15 protein-coding genes are annotated in these 21,833 nt (G+C 72.8%); 10 read left to right on the plus strand and 5 right to left on the minus strand.

The genetic code is table 11. The features are described from left to right. Position 1: 1 nt before the first annotated feature. From ACWC5C_RS29270 to ACWC5C_RS29290, 5 genes are read left to right on the plus strand one after another with little or no spacing between them, the layout of a single operon-like run. Positions 2-550 (plus strand): DUF4442 domain-containing protein, encoded by a 549-nt coding sequence (locus ACWC5C_RS29270; RefSeq protein ID WP_450880184.1) that lies wholly within the window; start codon positions 2-4, stop codon positions 548-550. Beyond that, positions 550-1,449: an alpha/beta hydrolase family protein gene (locus tag ACWC5C_RS29275; RefSeq protein WP_450880186.1), complete on the plus strand. Its 900-nt coding sequence runs from the start codon at positions 550-552 to the stop codon at positions 1,447-1,449. Before ACWC5C_RS29270 ends, ACWC5C_RS29275 begins: the two co-directional genes overlap by 1 nt. Further along, positions 1,446-2,615: an amidohydrolase family protein gene (locus ACWC5C_RS29280; protein ID WP_450880188.1), complete on the plus strand. Its 1,170-nt coding sequence runs from the start codon at positions 1,446-1,448 to the stop codon at positions 2,613-2,615. Before ACWC5C_RS29275 ends, ACWC5C_RS29280 begins: the two co-directional genes overlap by 4 nt. Next, positions 2,612-3,781: a MalY/PatB family protein gene (locus ACWC5C_RS29285; protein ID WP_450880190.1), complete on the plus strand. Its 1,170-nt coding sequence runs from the start codon at positions 2,612-2,614 to the stop codon at positions 3,779-3,781. The genes ACWC5C_RS29280 and ACWC5C_RS29285 overlap by 4 nt, the downstream gene beginning before the upstream one ends. Continuing rightward, positions 3,778-4,641: an SCO6745 family protein gene (locus ACWC5C_RS29290; RefSeq protein ID WP_450880306.1), complete on the plus strand. Its 864-nt coding sequence runs from the start codon at positions 3,778-3,780 to the stop codon at positions 4,639-4,641. Before ACWC5C_RS29285 ends, ACWC5C_RS29290 begins: the two co-directional genes overlap by 4 nt. Here ACWC5C_RS29290 and ACWC5C_RS29295 read toward each other — a convergent pair. Further along, a complete protein-coding gene (locus tag ACWC5C_RS29295) occupies positions 4,543-5,952 on the minus strand; it encodes an MFS transporter (RefSeq protein WP_450880192.1) in 1,410 nt (469 codons plus the stop codon). The genes ACWC5C_RS29290 and ACWC5C_RS29295 overlap by 99 nt on opposite strands. Before the next feature lie 210 nt (positions 5,953-6,162). Here ACWC5C_RS29295 and ACWC5C_RS29300 point away from each other — a divergent pair, with 210 nt between their 5' ends. Genes ACWC5C_RS29300 through ACWC5C_RS29320 form a run of 5 tightly spaced genes read left to right on the plus strand, consistent with a single transcriptional unit; the run spans position 6,163 to position 11,426 of the window. After that, positions 6,163-7,320, plus strand: coding sequence for an ABC transporter ATP-binding protein (locus ACWC5C_RS29300; protein ID WP_450880194.1), 1,158 nt, complete (start codon positions 6,163-6,165; stop codon positions 7,318-7,320). A gap of 10 nt (positions 7,321-7,330) precedes the next feature. After that, entirely contained in the window at positions 7,331-8,707 is a 1,377-nt protein-coding gene (locus tag ACWC5C_RS29305) for an ABC transporter substrate-binding protein (RefSeq protein ID WP_450880196.1), read from the plus strand. Between the two features lie 11 nt (positions 8,708-8,718). Further along, a complete protein-coding gene (locus ACWC5C_RS29310; RefSeq protein ID WP_450880198.1) occupies positions 8,719-9,603 on the plus strand; it encodes a metallophosphoesterase in 885 nt (294 codons plus the stop codon). 7 nt (positions 9,604-9,610) lie between these two features. After that, a complete protein-coding gene (locus ACWC5C_RS29315) occupies positions 9,611-10,555 on the plus strand; it encodes a carbohydrate ABC transporter permease (RefSeq protein ID WP_450880200.1) in 945 nt (314 codons plus the stop codon). A 49-nt stretch (positions 10,556-10,604) separates the two neighbouring features. Beyond that, a complete protein-coding gene (locus ACWC5C_RS29320; RefSeq protein WP_450880308.1) occupies positions 10,605-11,426 on the plus strand; it encodes a carbohydrate ABC transporter permease in 822 nt (273 codons plus the stop codon). A gap of 92 nt (positions 11,427-11,518) precedes the next feature. Here the strand turns inward: ACWC5C_RS29320 and ACWC5C_RS29325 are convergent, their stop codons facing one another. Genes ACWC5C_RS29325 through ACWC5C_RS29340 form a run of 4 tightly spaced genes read right to left on the minus strand, consistent with a single transcriptional unit; the run spans position 11,519 to position 21,820 of the window. Continuing rightward, positions 11,519-13,090 carry a PfaD family polyunsaturated fatty acid/polyketide biosynthesis protein gene (locus ACWC5C_RS29325; RefSeq protein ID WP_450880202.1) on the minus strand — a complete coding sequence of 524 codons (1,572 nt, stop codon included), beginning with the start codon at positions 13,088-13,090 and terminating at the stop codon, positions 11,519-11,521. Further along, positions 13,084-15,060 (minus strand): beta-hydroxydecanoyl-ACP dehydratase, encoded by a 1,977-nt coding sequence (locus tag ACWC5C_RS29330; protein WP_450880204.1) that lies wholly within the window; start codon positions 15,058-15,060, stop codon positions 13,084-13,086. Before ACWC5C_RS29330 ends, ACWC5C_RS29325 begins: the two co-directional genes overlap by 7 nt. Further along, a complete protein-coding gene (locus tag ACWC5C_RS29335; protein WP_450880206.1) occupies positions 15,057-21,173 on the minus strand; it encodes an SDR family NAD(P)-dependent oxidoreductase in 6,117 nt (2,038 codons plus the stop codon). The genes ACWC5C_RS29330 and ACWC5C_RS29335 overlap by 4 nt, the downstream gene beginning before the upstream one ends. A 35-nt stretch (positions 21,174-21,208) precedes the next feature. After that, positions 21,209-21,820: an SGNH/GDSL hydrolase family protein gene (locus tag ACWC5C_RS29340; RefSeq protein WP_450880208.1), complete on the minus strand. Its 612-nt coding sequence runs from the start codon at positions 21,818-21,820 to the stop codon at positions 21,209-21,211. Positions 21,821-21,833: the final 13 nt, after the last annotated feature.

Here is a 21,833-nt window from a genome sequence, read left to right on the forward strand (position 1 = left end):
GATGACGAGCGTGACCACCGACGTGAAGACCCAGCCCGGCGGCGCCTACTCCGAGGCGTTCGGCCACATCGACCCGGCCGACCCGGACTACGACGAGATCCGGCGCGTCTGCACGACCCTCGTACCGTTCGGCAACCACGCCGGGGTGCGGGTCACCGAAATCGGCCCGGAGCGCGCCGTCGTGGAGGTTCCCGGCGAGGAACACGTGAAGAACCACATGGGCACCGTGCACGCGGGCGCCCTGTTCCTCGCCGCCGACATCGCCGGTGCCGCCGCCTTCCTCGGCGCCGCCGCCACCCGGCTGCACACCATCCGCCGCTTCGTACTGCGCGACAGCAGGACCGCCTTCCGCAAGCCCGCCATCGGCCGGATCCGGGCCATCGGGATGATCGACGAGCGGGCGATCCGCGAGGTGCTGGCGGCCGAGGGCGAGCTGCGGATGGACGTGGACGGCAAGGCGCTGATGTACGACGACGCCGGTGTGCTCGTCGCCAAGGCCACCTTCGACTACGTCGTGGACGTGGCCACCGGCGCGGACCAGGAGCGCTGATGACGACGCCGAGCAAGCGCGACGAGCGGCCCTCGGAGTTCGGCACGCTCGAAGAGCTGCGGCTGACCACAACGGACGGCGCGGGCTTCGTCGTCCGGCTGCTGCCGCATCAGGACCCGGCCGCCCCCGTGGTGCTGATGCTGCCCGCGATGGCGATGAAGGCCAAGTTCTATCTGCCGATGGCCAAGGCCCTGGCGGCCGCCGGATGCTCGGTGGCCACGGTCGATCTGCGGGCCCAGGGCGAGTCCACCCCGAAGCTGGGCGACGCGCCGAACTTCGGCTACCGGGAGCTGCTCGAGGTCGACATGCCCGCGATCGTCGACGCCGTGGCCACGCGCTTTCCGCAGGCGCCGCTGCATCTGTTCGGGCACAGCCTCGGCGGCCAGGTGGCGCTGCTGTACTCCGCCACCGCGCCGCACCGGATCTCCAGCGTCACCGTCATCGGCACCGGCAGCGTGTACTGGAAGGCGTTCGAGCCCAGGCGCTGGTTCGAGGCACTGTGGAAGATCCAGTGGATCGGCCTGGTCGCCCGGCTCACCGGGCGGTGGCCCGGCGGGGTGCTCATCCCCGGCGCCATGCGGGGCCGGGTGATGGCCGACTGGTCCCGCCACTCGCTGACCAGCCGCTACCGGCCCCGGAACCGGACGTACGACTACGACCGCAAGCTGGCCGCGCTGAAGCTGCCGGTGCTGGCGATCTCCCTGGACGAGGACCCGCTGGGCCCGAAGTCCAACGTGGACTTCCTGTGCGGCCGGGTCGCGACGGCCGACGTCACCCGCTGGCACATCGACGCGTCGTCGGCCGTCCGCCACCGCGACCACTTCCAGTGGATCAAGGACAGTCCGGTCATCGGGCCCCGGGTCGCCGGGTGGCTCCGGGACGGACAGTCTCCGCGATGAAGCTCTACACGGCCGCCCGCGTCGTGACCGGCGACGGCGGGACCCTGCACGACGGCGGGGTGCTGGTGGGCGGCGGGGTGATCCGGGCGGTCGGCCGGATCAGCGAACTGCCCACGGCCCTGGAACACGTGGACTTCCCCGACGGCACCCTGCTGCCGGGGCTGATCGACGCGCATGTGCACCTCACCATGGACGGCGGCCCCGACCCGGTACCGGCGCTTCGGCGGGCCAGTGGCCCCGAGCTGCTGGAGACCATGCGGAGCAACGCCCGCGCGCTGCTCGCCGCCGGTGTCACCACCGCCCGCGACCTGGGTGGCTACGGCTTCCTGGACATCGTCCTGCGCGATGAGATCAACGACGGTGTGGGCCAGGGCCCCCGGCTGCTCACCGCCACCCGGCCGCTCACCTCGCCCAGCGGCCACTGCTGGTATCTCGGCGGAGGGTGCGAGGGCGTCGACGACATCCGCCGGATGGTCGGGGAGCAGGCCCTGTGGGGCGCCGATCTGCTGAAGATCATGGTGACCGGAGGCCACACCACGCCCCACTCCAAGCCCTGGCTGCCCCAGTTCACCGACGCCGAACTGGCCGCCGCCGTGTCCGAGGCACACCTGCTCGGGATGCCGGTGTCCGCGCACGCGCACGGCGTCGAGGGCATCCGCGCCGCCGTCGCCCACGGCATGGACACCATCGAACACTGCACCTGGCAGACCGAGCGCGGCTTCGACGGCTTCGACCCCGCCCTCGCCGACGCCATCGCCGAGGCGGGCATCCCGGTGTGCGGCACGTTCAACCCGCTGCTGGCCCGCGACGAGGCGTACGCCGCGCGGCGCCGCCAGGTGGTGGGCGAGATGCGCCGCCGAGGGGTGCGGTTCATCGCCGGAACCGACGCCGGTATCCGCGACACCCCGCACTCCGCGTACGCCACCGCCCTGGCCACCATGGCCGGTTACGGCTTCACCCCCGCCGAGGCGATACGGGCCGCCACCAGCGACGCGGCGGCCGCCCTTGGCGTGGCCGGATCGACCGGCAGCCTCACCCCGGGCCGCGACGCCGACCTGATCGCCGTGCCCGGCGACCCGCTGCGGGATCTGTCGGTGCTGGCCGAACCGGTGCTGGTGGTCACCCGTGGCCGGGAGTACCGGCCCGAGCCGGTGGCCGGGCGATGACCGCGACGCATCAGGCACCTTCCGGTCTTCCGGTCACGACCGGCGGGCTGAAGTGGACCCGCCACCCACCGGACGTACTCCCCGCGTGGGTCGCGGAGATGGACTACGGGACGGCGCCACCCGTCCGCGACGCCGTCGACGCGGCGGTGCGCCACGGTGCGTTCGGTTACCCGGACGACCGCTCCCGCCAGGAGCTGAAGACCGCGTGCGCCGACTGGCTGGGCCGTACCCACCGGTGGCCGGTCGACCCCGGCCAGGTGTTCCCGCTGCCCGACGTGGTGCACGGCGTACGGGTCGCCCTCGAGGCGCACTCCGCGCCCGGCAGCCCGGTGATCCTCCCGGTGCCCGCCTACCCGCCGCTGGCCGACGTCGTACGCGGCTCCCGGCGGCCGCTCAGCGAGGTGCCCATGAGCGCCGTGGACGGGCGGCCCACGCTCGACCCGGACGCCGTGGACCGGGCGTTCGCGGAGGGCGGCCGCACCCTGCTGCTCTGCAATCCGCACAACCCGCTGGGCACGGTCGCCACCGCGCGCGAACTGCGTGACATCGCCGCCGTGGTCGACCGGCACGGCGGCCGGGTTGTCGCCGACGAGATCCACTCCCCGCTGGTGTTCCCCGGCCACCGCCATGTGCCGTACGCGTCGCTGTCGGACACCGCGGCACACCACACCGTCACCCTGGTGTCCGCCTCCAAGGGGTGGAACATCCCCGGGCTCATGTGCGCCCAGGCCATCGTCACCTCGGAGCGCGACCGCGCCCGCTGGTCCGCGCTGCCGGTGGCGGCGACCGGGGGCGTGAGCCCGCTCGGCATCGTCGCCGGGGCCGCCGCCTACCGCCACGGCGGCCCGTGGCTGGCCGAGGTGGTCCGTACCCTGGACACCAACCGGCGGCTGCTCGCGGACCTGCTGGGCGAGTGGCTGCCCGCCGTCCGCTACCGCCTCCCGGAGGGCACGTATCTGGCCTGGCTGGACTTCCGCGCCCTCCAACTGCCCGCAGAACCAGCGGAGTTCTGGCTGCGCGGGGCCAGGGTCGCGCTCAGCGCGGGCCGCCTCTTCGGCGCGTCCGGCGCGGGCCACGCCCGCCTCAATCTGGCCACCTCACCGCACATCCTCGACCGGATCGTACGGGCCATGGCCGACACGAAAAGCAGGCGAGCGTGGAAATGAACCTGGTCCGGTACGCCTGGCACACCGCCGAACCGGTGCACGCCGTCCTCTACTACGCGCCGGAGACCCAGGCCGCCACCGCGCCGCTCGGGCTGCCCGGCCGGTGGATGTGGTACTTCGGCTGCCGGGCCGCACCGCTGGGCGCCATCGGCGCCGCCGCCGCGACCTCGGTGTTCTACCACCTGGCGCCCGTGATGGTGGCCCGCTCCATGCCCGCGCTGTGGGACCACGCCACCCCGCACGACTTCCTCCGGGCCCGGCTGGCCGCCATGGACGCGGCGCTGCGCCGACTGGCCGGGCCGGTGCTGGACGCCCCCGGGCTGGCCCGGGCGGCCGAACTCGCCACGGCCGCCGCCACCGTCGTGCACGGCGCGGGCGGGCGCCCGCTGGGTGCGGCCAACGCCGCGCTGCCGGTGCCCGACGCACCGCATCTGGCGCTGTGGCAGGCGCTCACCACGCTGCGCGAATACCGGGGCGACGGCCATGCCGTGGTGCTGGCCGGGCAGGAGATCGAGCCGTGTGCGGCGCATGTGCTGGCCGCCGCGTCCGGCCGCTCGCCACGGTCCGACGCCGAGAAGTACCACAAGTGGACGGAAGGCCAGTGGTCCGGGGCGCTGGACGAACTCGCCCACCGGGGCTGGCTGTACGGGGACGGAACGCTCACGGCGGCCGGTGCCCTCGTCCGCGAGCGGATCGAGACGGACACCGACCGCCTGGCGGCGCGCCCCTACCGGGTGCTGGGGCAGGCGCGAACCGAGGAACTAGTCGCGTGTGTGCGCCCGTTCGCCGACCTGATCATGGCCGAGGGCGCCGTCCCGGTCCCCAACCCCGTCGGTTTCGACTGGCCGCCGCGCCGCTGATCCGGCGGGCAGCACCACCGCCGTCAGCACGGCGGCCAGGGCCGCGGCCACCGCCGTGGCCAGGAAGGTCAGATGCATCGAGTGGACCGTGCCACCGCGCTCCGGGGACAGGAGCCCTGCCAGCGCGACCCCGAGGACGGCGCCGAACTGCCGGAAGGTGTTCACGGTGCCCGACGCGGTCCCGGCCAGCCGAGGCGGTACGTCGCCCATCATGGCCTGGATCGCCACCACCCCGCTCGACAGCGGCACACCCGCCCCGAGCAGCACCAGCGCCCACGCGTAACCGGGATAGCCGACACCGGTCTCCACCAGGGTCAGCCCCGCCAGCCCGGCCGCCACGCACACCAGCCCGGTCACCATCGTGCGGCGGGTGCCCCAGCGTGCCACCACCGACGAGGCGACGACCGCCGCCACCGCCAGACAGCCGAACAGGGTCACGAAACGCAGCCCGGTCTGGAGAGCCGACAGCCCGAGCGCACCCTGCAGATGGGTGGTGAGCAGGAACAGCACCGCGTACAGCCCCAGCAGGCCCAGGAAGTTGACGGTGCAGGCGATCGCCACGGTCGGGATGCGCAGCAGCGCGGGCGGCAGCATCGGCTCCGGTGTCCGCGACTCCCACCAGCCGAACAGCCCGAGCGCCACCACCGCCACCGCGCACAGTCCGAGGACCGGAGCGGACAGCCAGCCGAGGGCGCGCCCCTCGATGGCCACGAAGGTGAGCGCGGCCCCGCCGCCGGTGAACAGCAGCTGGCCGAGGACGTCGACCCGCCGCGCGGCACCGGACGGCGGGGCGGGCGGCATGGTGGCGAGCAGCCCGATCAGGGCGACCAGTCCGATGGGGATGTTGATCCAGAACATGCTGCGCCACCCGGCGGCCTCCACCAGCAGCCCGCCCAGCAGCGGTCCGAGGGCCAGCGCCACACCGCTGGTGCCGCCCCAGATCCCGATGGCCCGGGCCCGCTGCCGCGCGTCGTCGAACAGCCCCGAGGTCACCGCCAGGGACAACGGCACGATCGCCGCCGCGAACACACCCTGCGCGGCCCGCGCGGCGATCAGCGTGCCGGTGTCCGGGGCGAGCGCACAGCCCGCCGACGCCGCGGTGAACCCGGCGATGCCCAGGGCCAGGACGGTCCGGCGGCCCAGCCGGTCACCCAGCGAGCCCGCCGTCAGCAGCAGACACGCGAACGCCAGCGTGTAGGCGTCGAGCAGCCATTGCCCGGCTGTGGTGCCACCGCCCAGTCCGCCCGGATATCGGGCAGGGCGACCGGAGTGATGCTGGTGTCGAGATAGACCAGAAAAGTGGCGGTACAAATGAATGCCAGGAGGGGCCGAGAGCGCATGGGTTCCATGCTGACCCGCGGGCCTTGTCCGCTTTCTTGTCAATTCCCTGCTCCACTCGGCTGATTGAAGAAATCAATCACCGGCCGACGAACTTATATCGTCAGGGCTGGTTTACCTCGAATACATCTGTGGCTGTTGTTGTTCTTCCGCACCATAACCCGGCGGGAAAGGAATTGACTCGTGAGCCGATTGGGCATCGAGGGCGTGACCAAAAGCTTCGGCCGGACCGTCGCCGTCGACGGGGTCAGTCTGGATGTCGGGCACGGCGAGTTCCTGGTCCTGCTCGGACCGAGCGGCTGCGGCAAGTCGACCCTGCTGCGGATGATCGCGGGACTCACCCCGCCCACCGCGGGCCGCATCCGCCTCGACGACACCGACATCACCCACACCCCGCCGCGCGACCGCGACCTCGCCATGGTCTTCCAGAGCTACGCCCTCTACCCGCATCTGAGCGTGGCCCGGAACATCGGCTTCCCGCTGCGCGCCCGCCGCCGGTCGCGGTCCGAGACGCGGAGCAAGGTGGCGGAGGTCGCCGAGGTGCTCGACCTCGGCGAACTGCTGGAGCGCCGCCCGCGCGAGCTGTCCGGCGGCCAGCGCCAGCGGGTGGCGCTCGGCCGGGCGCTGGTGCGCGACCCCGGCGCGTTCCTGATGGACGAGCCGCTGTCCAACCTCGACGCCAAGCTGCGGTCCTCCACCCGCGCCGAACTGACCAGCCTGCACCGCAGGCTCGGTTCGACCTTCGTGTACGTCACCCACGACCAGGTCGAGGCCATGACCATGGCGACCCGGATCGCGCTGCTGAACGCGGGCCGCCTGGAGCAGGTGGGCACGCCTTCCGAGGTCTACGACGAACCGGCCTCGGTCTTCGTCGCGGGCTTCCTCGGCGCGCCGCCGATGAACCTCCTGGACGCCCGGATCGTCAGCCGGGACGGCGAACTGCGGGCGGTGGCCGAGGACATCGACGTCCCCCTGGGCATCGCCGGTGAGCTGCCCCCGCGCGATGTGGTGCTGGGCGTGCGGCCCGAGCACCTCGCCCCGGCCGCGATGCCGATGCTGCGCGCACGGGTCCGGGCGGTGGAGAACCTGGGCAGCGACGAGGTCGCCCACTGCGCCGTCGGCTCCGCCGAGGTCAGCTTGCGCGGACCACGACCGCTGGGCGTGGCCACCGGCGACCCGCTGGGACTCGGCGTGGCGCCGCACCACATCCACCTCTTCGACCGGGCGGGCGGCCGCAGGCTGACCTGGACCCCCGACCCGGTGGCCGACCCGGCATCCGACTCATTCGCCGCGTCGCCCGCGCCGAATTCCCCGTACCAGCATGCCCCGACGCTTCACTAGGAGCATTTCCGTGAGATCCCCTCGTTTCCGTTTCGGCGCCGCCCTGGGCGCCGCGGCGATCCTGTTCGGCACCTCGGCGTGCGGCGGGCTCGGTGCCGCCGAGGACAAGAAGTCCGGTTCCTCTCCGGTGCCCGAGCTCGCGGCCGACCAGAAGGTGTCGATCACCTTCGAGAGCTACAACTTCGGCCAGGCGGGCCCGTGGACGGACACGTTCACCGCACTTATCAAGAAATTCGAACAGGCTCACCCGAATATCAAGGTGACCGCACAGAAGCCGCAAGGGAACAGCCCCAACCCGGCCGCCGACGCCGTCTCCAGCGTCCAGAACGAGACCGCCTCCGGAAACCCGCCGGACGTGGCCCAGCTCGGCTTCGGCGACCTCGACTACGCCGTCAACGGACTCGGCGCCCAGCCGCTGGACGACCTGGTGGGCAAGGACGCGGTACGGAAGAACTTCGGCGGCACCCACCCGTACGCCACCCGGGCCCAGACCCTCGGCGACTGGTCCGGCAAGACCTACGGCGTCCCGTTCGTGTTCTCCACCCCGGTCCTCTACTACAACGCCGACCTGTTCAAGAAGGCCGGTCTCGACCCCGCCAAGCCCCCGACGACGTGGGACGAGGTGGCCAAGGACGCCCTGGCCATCAAGAAGAAGACCGGCAAGGACGGCCACTACAGCGACTGCCTGACCAAAATCGCCACCGACTGGTGCTTCCAGTCCATGGTCCGCTCCAACGGCGGCCGGGTGATCTCGGAGGACCGCTCCCAGCTGACCTTCGACCAGCCGCCCGCCATCGAGGCGGTCAAGCAGGCCCAGGCCATGGTGAAGTCCGGGGCCACGCCGGGGCTCAGCCAGGAGCAGGCGTACACCGAGTTCGCGCGCGGCGACATGGGGATGATCCTGGAGACCAGCGCGGTCCAGGGGCTCTTCATGAAGGGCTCCAAGGACAAGTGGGACCTGCGGGCCACCACCTCGCCCGGCTTCGGAAAGAAGCCCGTCGTCCCCACCAACTCCGGCTCCGCGCTCTTCGTCTACGCCAAGGACCAGGCCAAGCAGCGCGCCGCCTGGGAGCTGATCAAGTTCCTCACCAGCGACCAGGCGTACACCATGATCTCCAGCAAGATCGGCTACCTGCCGCTGCGCACCGGCCTGGTCGACGACCCGAAGGGCCTGAAGACCTGGGCGCAGCAGAACCCGCTGATCAAGCCCAACCTGGACCAGCTCGCCCGCATGGAGCCGTGGCAGTCCTTCCCCGGCAAGAACTACATCCAGGCGCGCAACGAGATGCTGGACGCGGTGGAGAAGGCCGTCTACCAGGGCGCCGACCCGAAGTCCACGCTGGAGGCCGCCCAGAAGCAGGCCACCAAGCTGCTGCCGAAGAAATGACCGGTCGGCATATGACAGCCCCCGAACTGACCCTGGTGCAGTTCAGCGACACCCACATTCTTCCCGAGGGTGAGCTGATGCACGGCCAGGTCGACACCCTCGCGAACCTGGAGGCCGCCATCGAGCTGGTGGCGGCCTCCGGGGCCCGGGTGGCCGCGCTGCTGCTGACCGGCGACCTGACGGACAGCGGCGCCCCCGAGGCGTACCGGCGGCTGCGCGGTGTGATCACCCCGTTCGCGACCCGGATCGGCGCCGAGGTGGTGTACGTGCCGGGCAACCACGACGAGCGCACCGCGTTCCGGGCCGAGCTGCTGCCCGCCGGACAGTCCGCGGACCGGGTGCACTGGGTGGGAGACCTGCGGATCGTGGTGCTGGACAGCAGCGTGCCCGGACGCCACGACGGCCATCTGTCCGACGCCCAACTGGGCTGGCTGAGCGCGGAATTGGCCCGGCCCGCGCCGCTCGGCACGGTGCTGGTCCTGCACCACCCGCCGCTGCCGTCCCCGGTGCCCACCGTCCATCTGCTGCGGCTGCGCGGCGCCGGCCGGCTGAGCGCCGTCGTCGCCGGAAGCGATGTCCGTCTGATCGTCACCGGACACGCGCATCACATCAGCTCCGGTGTGCTCGGCACCGTCCCGGTGTGGGTGTCGCCCGCGCTGGCGTACCGGGTGGACGCGATGTCCCCGAGCGGCAGGCTGCGCGGCGCCGAGGGCGCCGGATTCACCCGGATCGACCTCATCGGCGGATCCCTGGTGGCCACCGCGCTGCCGGTGGAGCGAGGCCCCGATGTGTACGACAGCGAGCGCGACGCGATGGTGCGCTTCATCCAGGACCTGACGCCCGACACAGACCCGGCACCCGAACCGGCACCCGACCTGGCACCCGAGATGGAGTGAGTGAGAGATGTTCGTGGAGGTCGCCGCGCCGCCCCGGCCGATGGGCAAGGCCATCAAGGCGGCGCGGCCCTCGCTGCCGCGCGCGATCCGGCGCGCGGCAGCGCCGTATCTGTATCTCGCCCCGGCCCTGATCCTGCTGGGCATCTGGGTGTACCGGCCGCTGGCGCAGACCGCCCAGCTGTCGTTCTACTCCTGGAACCTGCTGCCCACCACGCCCATGGAACCGGTCGGGCTCGACAACTACCGGCGGATGATGGACTCCCCGGAACTCGGCGACGCGCTGTGGCGCACCGTCGAGGTGATCCTCGGCCTGCTGCCGTTCTCGATCGTCATCCCGGTGGTCGTCGGGCTGCTCACCCGGCGGCTCGGCGGCCGGTCCCGGGCCGTCTACCAGGCCCTGGTGTTCTCGCCCATGCTGGTCGCCCCGGTGGCCGGAGCCGCGGTCTGGGGATGGCTGCTCGACCCGCGCGGCGGCGTGGTCAACCAGGCGACCGGCACCTCGGTCAACTGGCTGCAGGAGAGCGGCTACGCCCAGATCGCCATCATCCTGATCACCGGCTGGCATGTGCTCGGCTTCGCCGTCCTCGTGGTGGCCGCCGCGCTGTCCGGCATCAACGGCGACTACGCGGACGCGGCTGCCCTCGACGGCGCGTCCCGTGGACAGATCACCCGCTGGATCACCCTGCCGCTGCTCTCCCCGACGCTGGTCTTCCTGATGCTGATGACCGTGCTGCTGTCGGCGCAGTGGACGTTTCCGCTGATCGACTCGCTCACCCAGGGCGGCCCGGCCGACTCCACCACCAACGTCTACTACCTGCTGTGGGACTACGGATTCCGCAGCTACGACGCGGGCATGGGCGCGGCGGCCGGGATGCTGCTCTTCGCCGGCTTCGGACTGGTCGCCGCCGCACTGGTGTGGCTGTCCGAGCGCCTGGCCTTCCACGACAACTGAGCCCGACAACTGAGCTGAATAGCCGAGGAGTTCATCCATCGTGTCCGAAATGGCCGTCGGCGACCGCGGCCGCCTGCGCACCGTGCGCGCCCATGGGGTGCTCGCGGTGCTCAGCGCGCTCTGCGTCTTCCCGATCTACTGGCTGTACGCCACGTCCCTGCGCCGCCCCGGCGACGTCTACTCGCTCTCCCCGCTGCCCTGGCCGCTGTCGGCGCAGAACTACACGGACGCGGCCCGCCAGGTCGACGTGGTGCATCTGCTGTTCAACACGCTGGCGATGGCCGGGCTGATCGCCGTCGGCCAGCTGCTCACCGGGCTGCTCGCCGCGTACGCCTTCGCCGCGTGGAACTTCCCGCTGAAGCGGCTGCTGTACATCGCGTTCGTCGGCACCTGGCTGGTGCCCTTCCAGGTCACCATGCTGCCCAACTACGTGCTGCTGATGCAGCTCGGGCTGCTCAACACCATCATGGGCGTCGTCGTCCCGACCCTCTGCTCGGCGCTCGGTGTGCTGCTGCTGCGCCAGCACCTGGAGAGCTTCCCCCGGGAGCTGCTGGAGGCCTCCGCGATGGACGGGCGCTCGTCCTGGACGACGCTGTGGACCGTCGTGGTGCCCAATATGCGCTCCGCGCTGTCGGCGCTCGCCGTCGTGCTGTTCGTCAACGCGTGGAACGAGTACTTCTGGCCCGCCATGGTGATGCAGCGCAGCAACGCCGTCCTCCAGCTGGGGCTGCGCAGCTTCATGGGCACCGAGGGCACCGACTGGGGGCCGCTGATGGCCGTCTCGGGCCTCGCCTGCCTGCCGGTGTTCGCGCTGTACCTGGTGCTCCAGCGCAACATCGTCAACGCGTTCGTCCGCTCCGGGCTCAAGTAGCAGCCCGAGGAGCACCCCAAGGAGCACAACGACGCGAAGCGGGCCGGGACTTCGAGGTACGAAGTCCCGGCCCGCTCCGTGTTGCGGAGGGCTCAGCCGGTGAGCGGCACCGGGAGGTACGTGGCGCAGTGCGCGGGCAGCCGCACCCCCGCCAGCCGCAGCTGGCCCGCCCGGGCCGCGAAGGCCGCGCCGCGCATGAGGTGCGTGGCCACCTCCGCGACACCTCGGTTCGCGGGCGCCGCGAGATGGGTGCCCGCGACCCACTGGTTGAACGCGCCCATCGCCGGGCCGCACCAGATCTGGTAGTCGGTCGCCCGCTCGGGCACCCCTCGGATGGACCACCCCGAGGACAGCCCCAGATACCAGCGGAACACCAGGGCCATCCGGCGCTTGGGGTTGTCCCGCGCGCGCTCGATCTGCTCCGGGTCGCGCTCGGCGAAGAACCGGGTGCAGTCCTCCCACACGTCCTCCAGCGGGCGCTGGAAGACGCGCTTCTCCAGTTCGGCCCGCACATCGTCCCCGAGGGACTCGATCGAGTCGTGCGTCCGGTACACCTCGTACAGCCGCCGCGCCCGGCCCGGGAACATCGTGCCGCGCTGGAGCACCTGCACGTCGACACCCATCTCGAACATGTCGGCCGACGGAGCCATCACACAGTCCGCCACCCCGGCGGAGGCGAGCAGCTCCTTCGCCCCGGGCGACTGGTCGCTCTCCACACACGCCTGGTTGACCGAGCCCGTGACGACGTACGCGGCGCCCAGCGAGAACGCGGCAGCCGCCGCGGCCGGGGTGCCGATGCCACCCGCCGCGCCGACCCGCACCGGGCGCGCGTACCCCAGCTCGCGCTGGATCCGGTCGCGCACCGCGATCAGCTCGGGCAGCAGCACGACCAGCGGGCGCCGGTCGGTGTGGCCGCCCGAGTCCGCCTCGGCCGTGATGTCGTCCGCCATCGGCACCTGCCGCGCCAGCTCGGCCTGTTCGGCGCTGATCGCGCCGGACTCCACCAGGGAGCGCAGCATCGCCTCGGGCGCCGGGCGCAGGAAACGCTCGGCCACCTCGGCCCGGGACACCTTCGCGATGACGCGGTTGGCCACCGCGATCCGGCCCTCGGCGTCCCGGGACAGCCCGGCGGCCCGGTAGTGCACCACCTGCGGGGTGAGGTCCAGGAACGCCGACGCCTCGACGCAGCGCACCTGGTGGCGCAGGCACAGCTCCACCACGGCCCGCTCCATGGCCAGTTCGTTCGGGCTGTGGATCAGATTGACGGCGAACGGCGCGCCAGGGGCCTCGGTGGTGATACGGCGGATCGCCGTGTCCACCGTGTCCGTGAGCACCCCGGCCGCGCCGAACGAGCCCAGGAAACCGGCCCGGGCCAGGGCGATGACCATGTCCGCCGACGCGATGCCATTGGCCATCGCACCGCCGTGGTAGGCGTGGCCGACGCCGTGGGCGGCCCGGAACGCCGGGTCGCCCAGCGCGGTGGGCGGCAGGGACGGCACGGCGGCCAGCACCTGCGCCCGGCGGGCGAGTCCGGCGTCGGTGGTGACCCCGACGCCCAGCTCGTCCCGTACGACGAAGCACGGCCGGTCCAGCAGATTCAGCTCGCGGTAGATCGCCTCGGGCTGCCGGGCGACACCCGCCGCCCGGTCGGTCGGTGTCACCACGGTGCGGCTCCCTGCTCACGCAGTTCGATGGCGATGTCGGTGAGTTCGTAGATGCGCAGCCCCGGCTTCCACATGCTGGCGTCCGCGGTGACCCGCAGCCGCCCGGACTTGCGCTGGATCTCCTTGATGTGGACCTCCAGCGTCGTGGTGCCGTCGGTGGGCAGGAACTGGCCCCGGTACTTCCAGGTGAACGGCACGCCGACCGGCAGCACGAAACCGGGGTCGCGCAGGCCGTCGCCGAGACCGGAGTCGAGCAGCCACTCCTGCATCGCCTGGAGGACGGTCTCGACCCCGAGCGAACCGGGGATCACCGGGTCGAGGTGGAAGTGGCGGACGAAGAACCAGTCGTCCGGATCGATGTCGCGGACCGAGTGGAGATAGCCCTTGCCGTACCGGCCACCGCCGTCCACCACGGTCAGCTCGTCGAGCAGCGCGAGCTTGTCGCGGGAGCACAGCGGCGCGGCCGGGTCGGCGCGCCGGGCGGCCACGTCGATGGTGCGGCCCTCGGCGGCGGGGTTCTCGTCCCGCCAGGTGGGCACATTCCGGCCCGCGTCGAGCCCGGTCTGGTTGCGCAGCGCCTCCTCGCTGAAGTAGCCGAACAGGGTCTCCCCGGAGTAGAAGGGCACCCCGTTCGCGGCGAGGGTGTAGGTGAAGCTCTGCAGCGTCGAACCGGGCATCGGCGTGGTGGACTCCAGCGCGGACTCCTGCCGGATGGTGGTGTCGCGCAGGTCGACCTCGTGCAGCACGGTGGCCGTGCCGCCGAGGTTGCGCAGGCACTGCGTCTCATGCGGCCTGCTCAGCGTGGCGCCGAGGTGGTAGCCGATGAGCAGCGCCGACTGGAGAGAAGTCTCCATGTAGACGCAGTTGGGCATGGACGCGTTGGCGGTGTCCGCGTAGTACCAGGAGTCGGCGGGGGAGTCGTACTCGGTCTGGTACGTGGCGTGGTCGAGCCGCCCGCGCTCGCCCTGGATGTCGACGACCCGGTCGACGAGCAGCAGCCCGCCGGTGGGGATACGGGTCGCCTTGATCCCGGTGTAGTGGGCGAACTCCGGGCCCAGCGCGAGGCCTTGGTCGCCCCGGGCGAGATGGGCGAGCTGGAACTCGCTCAGCAGCACCCGCTCGCCCCGCTCGCTCTTGCGGCCGAGCCACCGGGCGGGGAAGCCGCCGCGCTCGGGTCCGACCGGTACACCGGGCTTCTCGTGGACGGCCACCTCGACCCCGGCCACCACGGCGCCGCCACTACGGGCACGCACCCGCAGCGCGGGCCGGGGCACCAGGTCGATCCACTCCACCTCGACATCGAGCGCGGTGTCCGCATCCGAGCCGGACTCGACCTGGGTGTGCTCCGGAGCGACACGGACGAACCGCGCGTCGGCGAAGCACAGATGCAACCCGGTGAACAGGGCGAACACCTGAGCGACCTGCACGGTCGCCTCGATGGGGTCGGACCCCGGCACCGTACGCGCCACCACCCGGCCGTGGCCTTCGGCGCCGCCGCGCAGCTCCAGGGCGGTCACCTCGGCCAGCGCCAGGTCGGCACCGGCCGCGAGGCGCACATCGGGGTTGCGGTCCTCCTGGTCGTAACCGGCGCCGAACACCCTGGCGATGTCGCCGGTGGCCAGCCGCCGCAGTTCGGTGGCGCCCAGCCGGGTCGCCACCGAGCGGGCCAGCGGCTTGAACGCGCCCTCGGCGGCCGCCGGGGCCGGACCGGCCGCCACGGCGGTCCGGCCCGGCAGCCCCAGCAGACGGCGCTGCAGCGCCGCCTGCGCCCGGAGCGCGCCCGAGTGGGCGCTGACCAGGGCGGTACGCAGCTCGACGAGGGTGGAGACGGGCTGCGTCGCCCCACCAGCCGGAGCGGCCGGAGCAGGGGGTGCGGTCGGTTCGGGGTTGGCTGCAATCGGGGCAGGCGGGGGAGTGGTCCAGGCGACCGCGTCGAACGGCTCGCCCTCGAACTCCAGGACTTCGGTCATGACGCGGTCGTCTCCTCCTGGTCGGCCGGCTGGTGCCACTGCCGTACCGACTCACGGAACTTGTCCGTCATGTCCGGGGTGGACACGACGGTGACATCGGCGAAGCGGCACAGCACCCGACCGTCCGCGGTGGCGGCGGTGGCGGTCACGGTGACCCCGCCCGCCGCCTGGCGCGCGTCGTCCAGCACCAGGAGATACGGCTCGTCGTCGGGCAGCGGCGCGAACCACTCGGCCCGCCCGATGCCCAGCGGCAGACAGGCCCCGCCGAGCAGCTCCTTGCCCAGCACCGGCGGGCCCTGGAGCAGGACGTCCGCGAGCACCGGGCTGTGCAGCCGCCCGGCGTACGCGCCACCGGCCACATCCGCGTCGGCGAGGCGGCACAGCAGCACCATGCGGTCCGCCGACCGGTCGAGCACGCGGCGCATGCCCTGCAGGCGCGGCGCGTGGAACTGGGTGGCCTCGCGGTAGATGTCGAGACCGTCCTCGGGCCCCTCGGTGACCGGCGGTACGTCGATCACGGGCGCCTCCACCGGCTCGGGCGCGAGGACGAACGTACCGGCGTAGTGCGAGACGAGCGCCCCGGCGGGCGTGAGGCTGCGCACCGCGGCCCGGACGAGCACCTCGTCGCCGTCGCCCGGCTCGGACTCGGCCTGGACCCGGAACCCGTCGTGCGGTGTGCCGTCGAAGACGATGCCCTTGTGCACCTGGAAGTCCAGGGCGCGCACCACCCGCAGGCCCGGGTGGGCCCGCTCCGCGACGCCGACCAGCCAGCCGAGGCCGAACGTGGCGGGCAGCACGGGGTGTTCGCCGATCCGGTGTGCCTGGATGACCTCGTCGGCGTCGACGCCGGTGATGTCCCGGTGGGCGGAGAACGCCGGGGGCAGGTCCGACCGGCGGCCGCCGAGCGCGGTGTTCTCGCCGACCAGGACGCACACCTCGGAGCTGGGCGGCCCGGCGAACTCGCCGACGAACGCCCGCGCGCCGACCCGGGGGTCGAGCAGCGGGATGCCCCGGGCGGTGAACAGCTCCCGCAGTTCGGGGGTGACCATCCCGGCGTCCCAGGCGCCCCAGTCGATCGCGGTGACCCGCGCCTCGGGGTGGGCGTACCGCCATCCGGCCGCGAACCGGCACAGGGCCTCGTTCGCCGCCGCGTAGTCGGCCTGGCCCGGGTTGCCGAGCAGCCCGGCCACCGAGGTGAACAGCACCAGGTGGCGCAGCGCGGCGCCGCCCAGCGCGTCGAGCACATGGCGCAGTCCGTCGAGCTTGGGCGCGAGGACCCGGGCGATCTGCTCGGGCGTCTTGTCCGGCAGCAGCGCGTCGGCGAGCACCCCGGCGCCGTGCACCACGCCGGTGACCCGGTCGCGGTGTCCGGCCAGCGCCGCTTGGACGGCGGCCCGGTCGGTGGTGTCGACGGCGATGTACTCCCCGCGGTCGCCCAGCGCGGCCAGCGTGGCGCGGATCTCGCGCTGGGCGAGCAGACCGCTCTGTACTCGGCGCACCTCGCGCGGGGTGGGGCGGCCCCCGTCCGAGGCGAGACCGGCGATCACGGCGGGCTGGAGGTCGGCATCGGCGACCCCGGCCGCCCACTGCGGCTCCGGCTCCAGCTCGGTGCGGCCGAGCAGCAGGAAGCGGGCGGGCGCGTGGTCGGCGAGCGCGCGGACGCACTCGGCGGTCACGCCCCGGGCGCCACCGGTGACCAGCAGCAGGTCCGCGTCGGTCAGGGCGGTGGCGGGCAGGTCGCCGTCCAGGTCCACGGTGGTGACCCGGTGGGCCTCGCCGTGGCCGCCGGGCACCACGGTCCAGCGCGCGCCGTGTTCGTCGACGGCCACTTCGAGGGTGTCGCGGGCCGCGTCGCGGATCTCGGTGAGCACCGAGGCGGTGAACTCGGCGGCGGACAGCGCCGGTTCGATGTCCAGCGCGCGGCAGAACAGGGCGGGCCGCTCGGCCGCCAGGGTCTTGACGACCCCGCCGACGCCGCCCACCAGGGACGCGACCGGGCCACGGCGGCCGTGCAGACCGAGGCCGCCGTCGAGCCGGGTGACGGTGACGAACCCGGCCCGTGCGCCGGACGGGTCGAGCCTGTCGGCGGCTCGTCCTGCGGTCAGGATCGTCTCGGTCAGCCGCTGCTCGGCGTCCGGCCAGTCCTCGGCGGCGTCCACCAGCGTGACGTACAGATCGACGTGGCCGGTGTGCGCCGCGTCGTCACGCGGCGACGTCCTGCGGACCGTCCAGCCGTCATCCTCCAGTGCGGTGGCGAGCGCGTCGCCGTCGGCGCCGCCCTCGTCCAGGAGGACCGCCACCGGCTCCGCCGGGTACGGCCGCTCGATCACGTCGACCGTGGGCAGCCCCACGAGTTCGACGGCCTGCCGGGGCGCGCTCGCCCCGGCGTCACGGCCTTTTGGGTCGACATCACCCTCTCCGGAGGCCAGGTAGTCGGCGATCTGATCGACTGTTCGCAACTCTCCGAGCTGTTCCAGCCGGATCTCCGGGAGGTTCGGCATCCGCTCCTGGATGGAGCCGAGCACCTGGACGCGCTTGATGGAGTCGACGCCGAGGTCGGCTTCGAGGTCCATGGTGGGGTCGATCATGTTCGCGGGGTAGCCGGTCTTCTCCGCGATGACGCCGACCAGCACGGTGCGGACGTCGTCGGGGGCGGCGTCGTCGGTGGCGGCGCTGCCGTTCGCCGAGGGCTCGACGGGCGCGGGAGCCGGAGCCGGGGCCGTGGCCACCGGGGCAGGAGCCGGGGCCGGAGCCGGAGTGGGCTCGGGGACCGCCACCGGAGCGGGCGCGGTGGCGGCGGCCGGGGCGGGCGCCGGGACGGCGATCTCGGGCCGTACGGGCGCGCCGACCAGCTCGGGGAAGTCCGTGTCGGCCGTGCTCGGCGTGAGGGACCGGGTCGTGGCGGCGTAGGCGCCGTTGGGGAAGCCCGCGTCCAGCTCCGCCAGGGTGGCCAGGATCTCGCTCGCCCGGGCGTGGGCGCGGCCGATGGCGACGCTCTGCTGTGCGACGGCGTTGATGGCCTCGGAGGTGTGCGGCTGCGCGGGCTGCCGCAGGGCGTCCGCGACCTGGTCGGCCACCTGCAACTGGCTCTCCAGGTACTGGCTGTGCAGGGCGAGGTGTTGTTCCACTGGGCTGCGCACGGGGTCCTCCACGGGGGCGCTGAACTGGTGGGCGGGAGCGGGGGCGGGAACGGGAGCGGAAACCGGAGCGGGCGCGGCTACGGGCGCGGGCGCGGCGGCCGGGGCGGCGGAAGTCGGAGCAACTGCCGCGACCGGCTCGGGCCGCACCTGGTAGCCGTTGTCCAGCGCCTCCTGGTACGCGGCGGCCCGCGCCTCGGGTACGTACTCGGGCGCCGACAGCGGGATGGTCATGCCGCCGGGCTCGGCGGCCCGGGCGGCCGGTTCGGCGTACCGGTTGACGCCGGACAGCGGGACGCCGAGCACCGCGAGCCGCACCGCGGCCTGCTTCAGCGCGGTGTCGCTGTCGCCGAGCGGGCCGCCGTCGGTGGGGATGGCGTGGACGTCGTCGCCGAGGGTGCGGCGCACCAGCTGGGTGAGCACCTGCTTGGGCCCGAACTCGACGAACACGGTGACCCCGGACTCGCGCATCGACCGCAGCGCGGCCACGAAGTCCACCGGCTCCAGGAGCTGGCGCACCAGGGTCCGCGCGTTGGCGTCGGCGTCGGCCCCGTACGCGGCGCCGGGGGTGTTGGCGTGCACCGGCACGGTGGGCTCGGCGATCCGGGCGGCCTCGACCGCCGGGCGGAACGCCTCCACCGCGTGGTCCACGTAGCGGGTGTGGAAGGCCGCGGAGACCGGCAGCAGCCGTGCGTTGATCTCCTGCTCGGCGCACACCTCGGTGAGCCGCTCGACGTCCTCGGTCGGGCCGCCGACGACCACCTGGTCGGGGGCGTTGAGGTTGCAGATCACCACGTCGGGGAAGTCCGCGAGGAGTTCGGTGACCCGCTCCTCACCGGCCTGCACGGCCGCCATCGTGCCGGTGTCGCCGTCATCGGTGGGGGCCATGGCCTCGCCGCGGGCGCGGGCGAGCGTGAAGTAGTCCTCGTCGGACAGCGAACCGGCGGCCCACAGCGCGGTCAGCTCGCCGAAGCTGTGCCCGGCCAGCGCCGCGCAGGACAGCCCGAGTTCACCGAGGTAGCGGAACTGGCCGACCGACAGGGCGCCGATCGCGGGCTGCGCGTGCTCGGTGCGGCGCAGCGCGGCCTCCTGCTCCTGGCGCTGCTCGGGGGCGAACACCGGCGGCGGGAAGACGACCTTGCCGAGCCGGGTGTCGGCGCCCAGGAAGTGTCCGTTGGCCTCGTCGAAGGCGGCGGCGACGACGGGGACGTTCAGCGCCGCGTCCAGGCCCATGTCGAGGTACTGGCTGCCCTGTCCGGCGAACAGCGCGCCGACCTTGAGGTCCTCGGCGGCCCGGCGGCGGAAGTACACCCCGCGCGGATGCGTCCACTCCTCCGCCGCCTGGTCGGCCGCCAGCTGCTGGACGGCGAGTTCGCGCAGGTCGGCGGCGGTTTCGTCGTCCGAGGCGGCGAAGCCGACCCGGGCGTGGCCGTCGGGGATGTCACCCGCGTCCGAGGCGGGCGCGCCGGACCGCAGCAGGTCCAGGAGGGCCGCCGGGTCGGGCGCGTGCCACAGGTGCGCCTGGGCGGTGCGGTGGGGGACGCGCCGCTCGGTCGGCTCCGACGCCCGCTCCTCCAGCACGATGTGGAAGTTGGTGCCGCCGAAGCCCATCGCGGACACCCCGGCCCGCCGCAGCGGCCGGTGCGGGTCGAGGATCCACGGCCGGGTCTTGACGTTGACGTAGAAGGGGGCGTCGGCGAAGTCGATGGCGGCGTTCGGCGCGTCCACGTTGATGGTGCTCGGCAGTACCTTGTTGTGCAGCGCGAACGCGAGCTTCATCAGGCTGGCCGTACCGGCCGCGCCCTTGGTGTGGCCGATCTGCGACTTCACACTGCCGAGCGCCGCGAAGTGCGGTTCGTCGGAGGCGTCGCGCAGCAGGTCGCCCAGGGCGTTGAGTTCGGTGCGGTCGCCGACGGAGGTCCCGGTGGCGTGTGCCTCGAACAGCTCGACCGTGGCGGGGGAGATCTCCGCGTCGGCGTACGCGCGGTCCAGCGCGACGCGCTGGCCCTCGGCGCGCGGGGCGTAGATGCTCTTGGAGCGGCCGTCGCTGGAGGAGCCGATGCCACGGATCACCGCGTAGATCCGGTTGCCGTCGCGCAGCGCGTCGTCCAGGCGGCGCAGGGCGACCATGCCGATGCCCTCGCCGAGCAGGGTGCCGTCCGCCGCGTCGGAGAACGGGCTGATGGTGTCCGTCTTCGACAGCGCCCCGACCTTGGAGAAGCACATGTAGATGAAGATGGTGTTCTCGGTGTCCACACCGCCGGTCAGCATCATGTCGGCGCGGCCGTCGACGAGTTCCGCCACCGCCAGCCGGATCGCGGACAGCGAGGCGGCGCACGCGGCGTCGACCGTGGTGTTCATGCCGCCGAGGCCCAGCCGGTTGGCCACCCGGCCCGCGACCACGTTCGCCAGCAGACCGGGGAACGAGTTCTCCTGCCAGGGCGCGAACGCCTTGACGTACTTCTCGGCGATCTCGGAGGCGTCCCGCGCGGTCAGCCCGCAGCTGCGCACCACCTCCTTGAGCACGGGGGTGGAGAGCCGGGCGGCCAGCGGGTGCATCAGCGGCACCGGGCCCGTGGTGCCCAGCACCACGCCGGTGCGGGAGGCGTCGTACCAGCCCGACTCGGGGGCGCCCGCGTCGAGGAGCAGGTCGCGCGCCACGCCGAGGCTGAGGGTCTGCATGGTGCTGGTGACTTCGAGCTGGTTGGGCGGCAGACCGAACTCCAGCGGGTTGAAGTCCACATCGGGCAGGAACGCGCCGCGCCGCGAGTAGGTCTTGTCCGGGGCGTCCGGGTCGGCGTCGTAGTAGTCGTCGAGACGCCAGCGGGACTCGGGCACCTCCTGGGTGCAGTCGGTCCCGTCCACGACGTTCTGCCAGTACTCGCGGTGGTTGCGGGCCATCGGGAACAGCCCCGATGTGCCGACGATGGCGATCGGGGTGCGGGCCAGCCTGCGGTCGGCCAACTCCTCGCTCATGTCTTTCCTCTCGAGAACACTGAGTACGGCCGCGGTCAGGCGGCGTTCAAGGCGGTCATGCCGGTGGTGCGGGAGAACAGTTCGGCCATGGAGTCGGCGAACCGCTGGTGGCCGAGCGGGCTGGGGTGCAGACCGTCCTCGGACCAGAACGCGGGGTTGCGCCACTCGGGCAGCCTGCCGATGTCCAGGCAGAGCGTGCCGGTGGCGCGCGTGATGTCGTACAGCGCCGCGTTGGCCTCGGCGAAGCGCTCGCGCATCTGGGCGCGGAAGCGGTCGGGGAGCGGCAGGTTTCCGGGGATGTCGGGGTAGCTTGCGGTCAGGACGGTGGTGTCCGCGCCCGCCAGCGAATGGAAGATGGTGTGCAGGTTGCGCCGGAAGCGCAGCCGGTCGTAGTCGCCGATGAGGTCGTTGACCCCGACGATGACCCCGGTCAGCGGGGCCTTGTTGACCAGGGCGCGGCGCAGCTGGCCGTCCACCACCGCCTGGGTGGTGGCGCCGTGCGTACCGAGGTTCAGCACGGTCTTCCGCGGCAGGTTCAGTCCGCCCGCGAACCGGGAGACCCAGCCGCGGAAGCCGTCACCGGGCGTGGGGTCGCCCCTGCCCTCCACAAAGCTGTCGCCGAGCACGGTGAGCCGGATCGTCGGCACGGGGATGTCCTCT

It is taken from the genome of Streptomyces sp. NPDC001700 (assembly GCF_053596435.1).

Excerpts from the sequence above, each read along its gene's own strand:
- ACWC5C_RS29285 (WP_450880190.1), top strand. The coding sequence starts at position 2,612 with ATGACCGCGACGCATCAGGCACCTTCCGGTCTTCCGGTCACGACCGGC.
- ACWC5C_RS29320 (WP_450880308.1), top strand. The coding sequence starts at position 10,605 with ATGGCCGTCGGCGACCGCGGCCGCCTGCGCACCGTGCGCGCCCATGGG.
- ACWC5C_RS29315 (WP_450880200.1), top strand. The coding sequence starts at position 9,611 with ATGTTCGTGGAGGTCGCCGCGCCGCCCCGGCCGATGGGCAAGGCCATC.
- ACWC5C_RS29290 (WP_450880306.1), top strand. The coding sequence starts at position 3,778 with ATGAACCTGGTCCGGTACGCCTGGCACACCGCCGAACCGGTGCACGCC.
- ACWC5C_RS29270 (WP_450880184.1), top strand. The coding sequence starts at position 2 with ATGACGAGCGTGACCACCGACGTGAAGACCCAGCCCGGCGGCGCCTAC.
- ACWC5C_RS29310 (WP_450880198.1), top strand. The coding sequence starts at position 8,719 with ATGACAGCCCCCGAACTGACCCTGGTGCAGTTCAGCGACACCCACATT.
- ACWC5C_RS29335 (WP_450880206.1), bottom strand. The coding sequence starts at position 21,173 with ATGAGCGAGGAGTTGGCCGACCGCAGGCTGGCCCGCACCCCGATCGCC.
- ACWC5C_RS29275 (WP_450880186.1), top strand. The coding sequence starts at position 550 with ATGACGACGCCGAGCAAGCGCGACGAGCGGCCCTCGGAGTTCGGCACG.
- ACWC5C_RS29280 (WP_450880188.1), top strand. The coding sequence starts at position 1,446 with ATGAAGCTCTACACGGCCGCCCGCGTCGTGACCGGCGACGGCGGGACC.
- ACWC5C_RS29330 (WP_450880204.1), bottom strand. The coding sequence starts at position 15,060 with ATGACCGAAGTCCTGGAGTTCGAGGGCGAGCCGTTCGACGCGGTCGCC.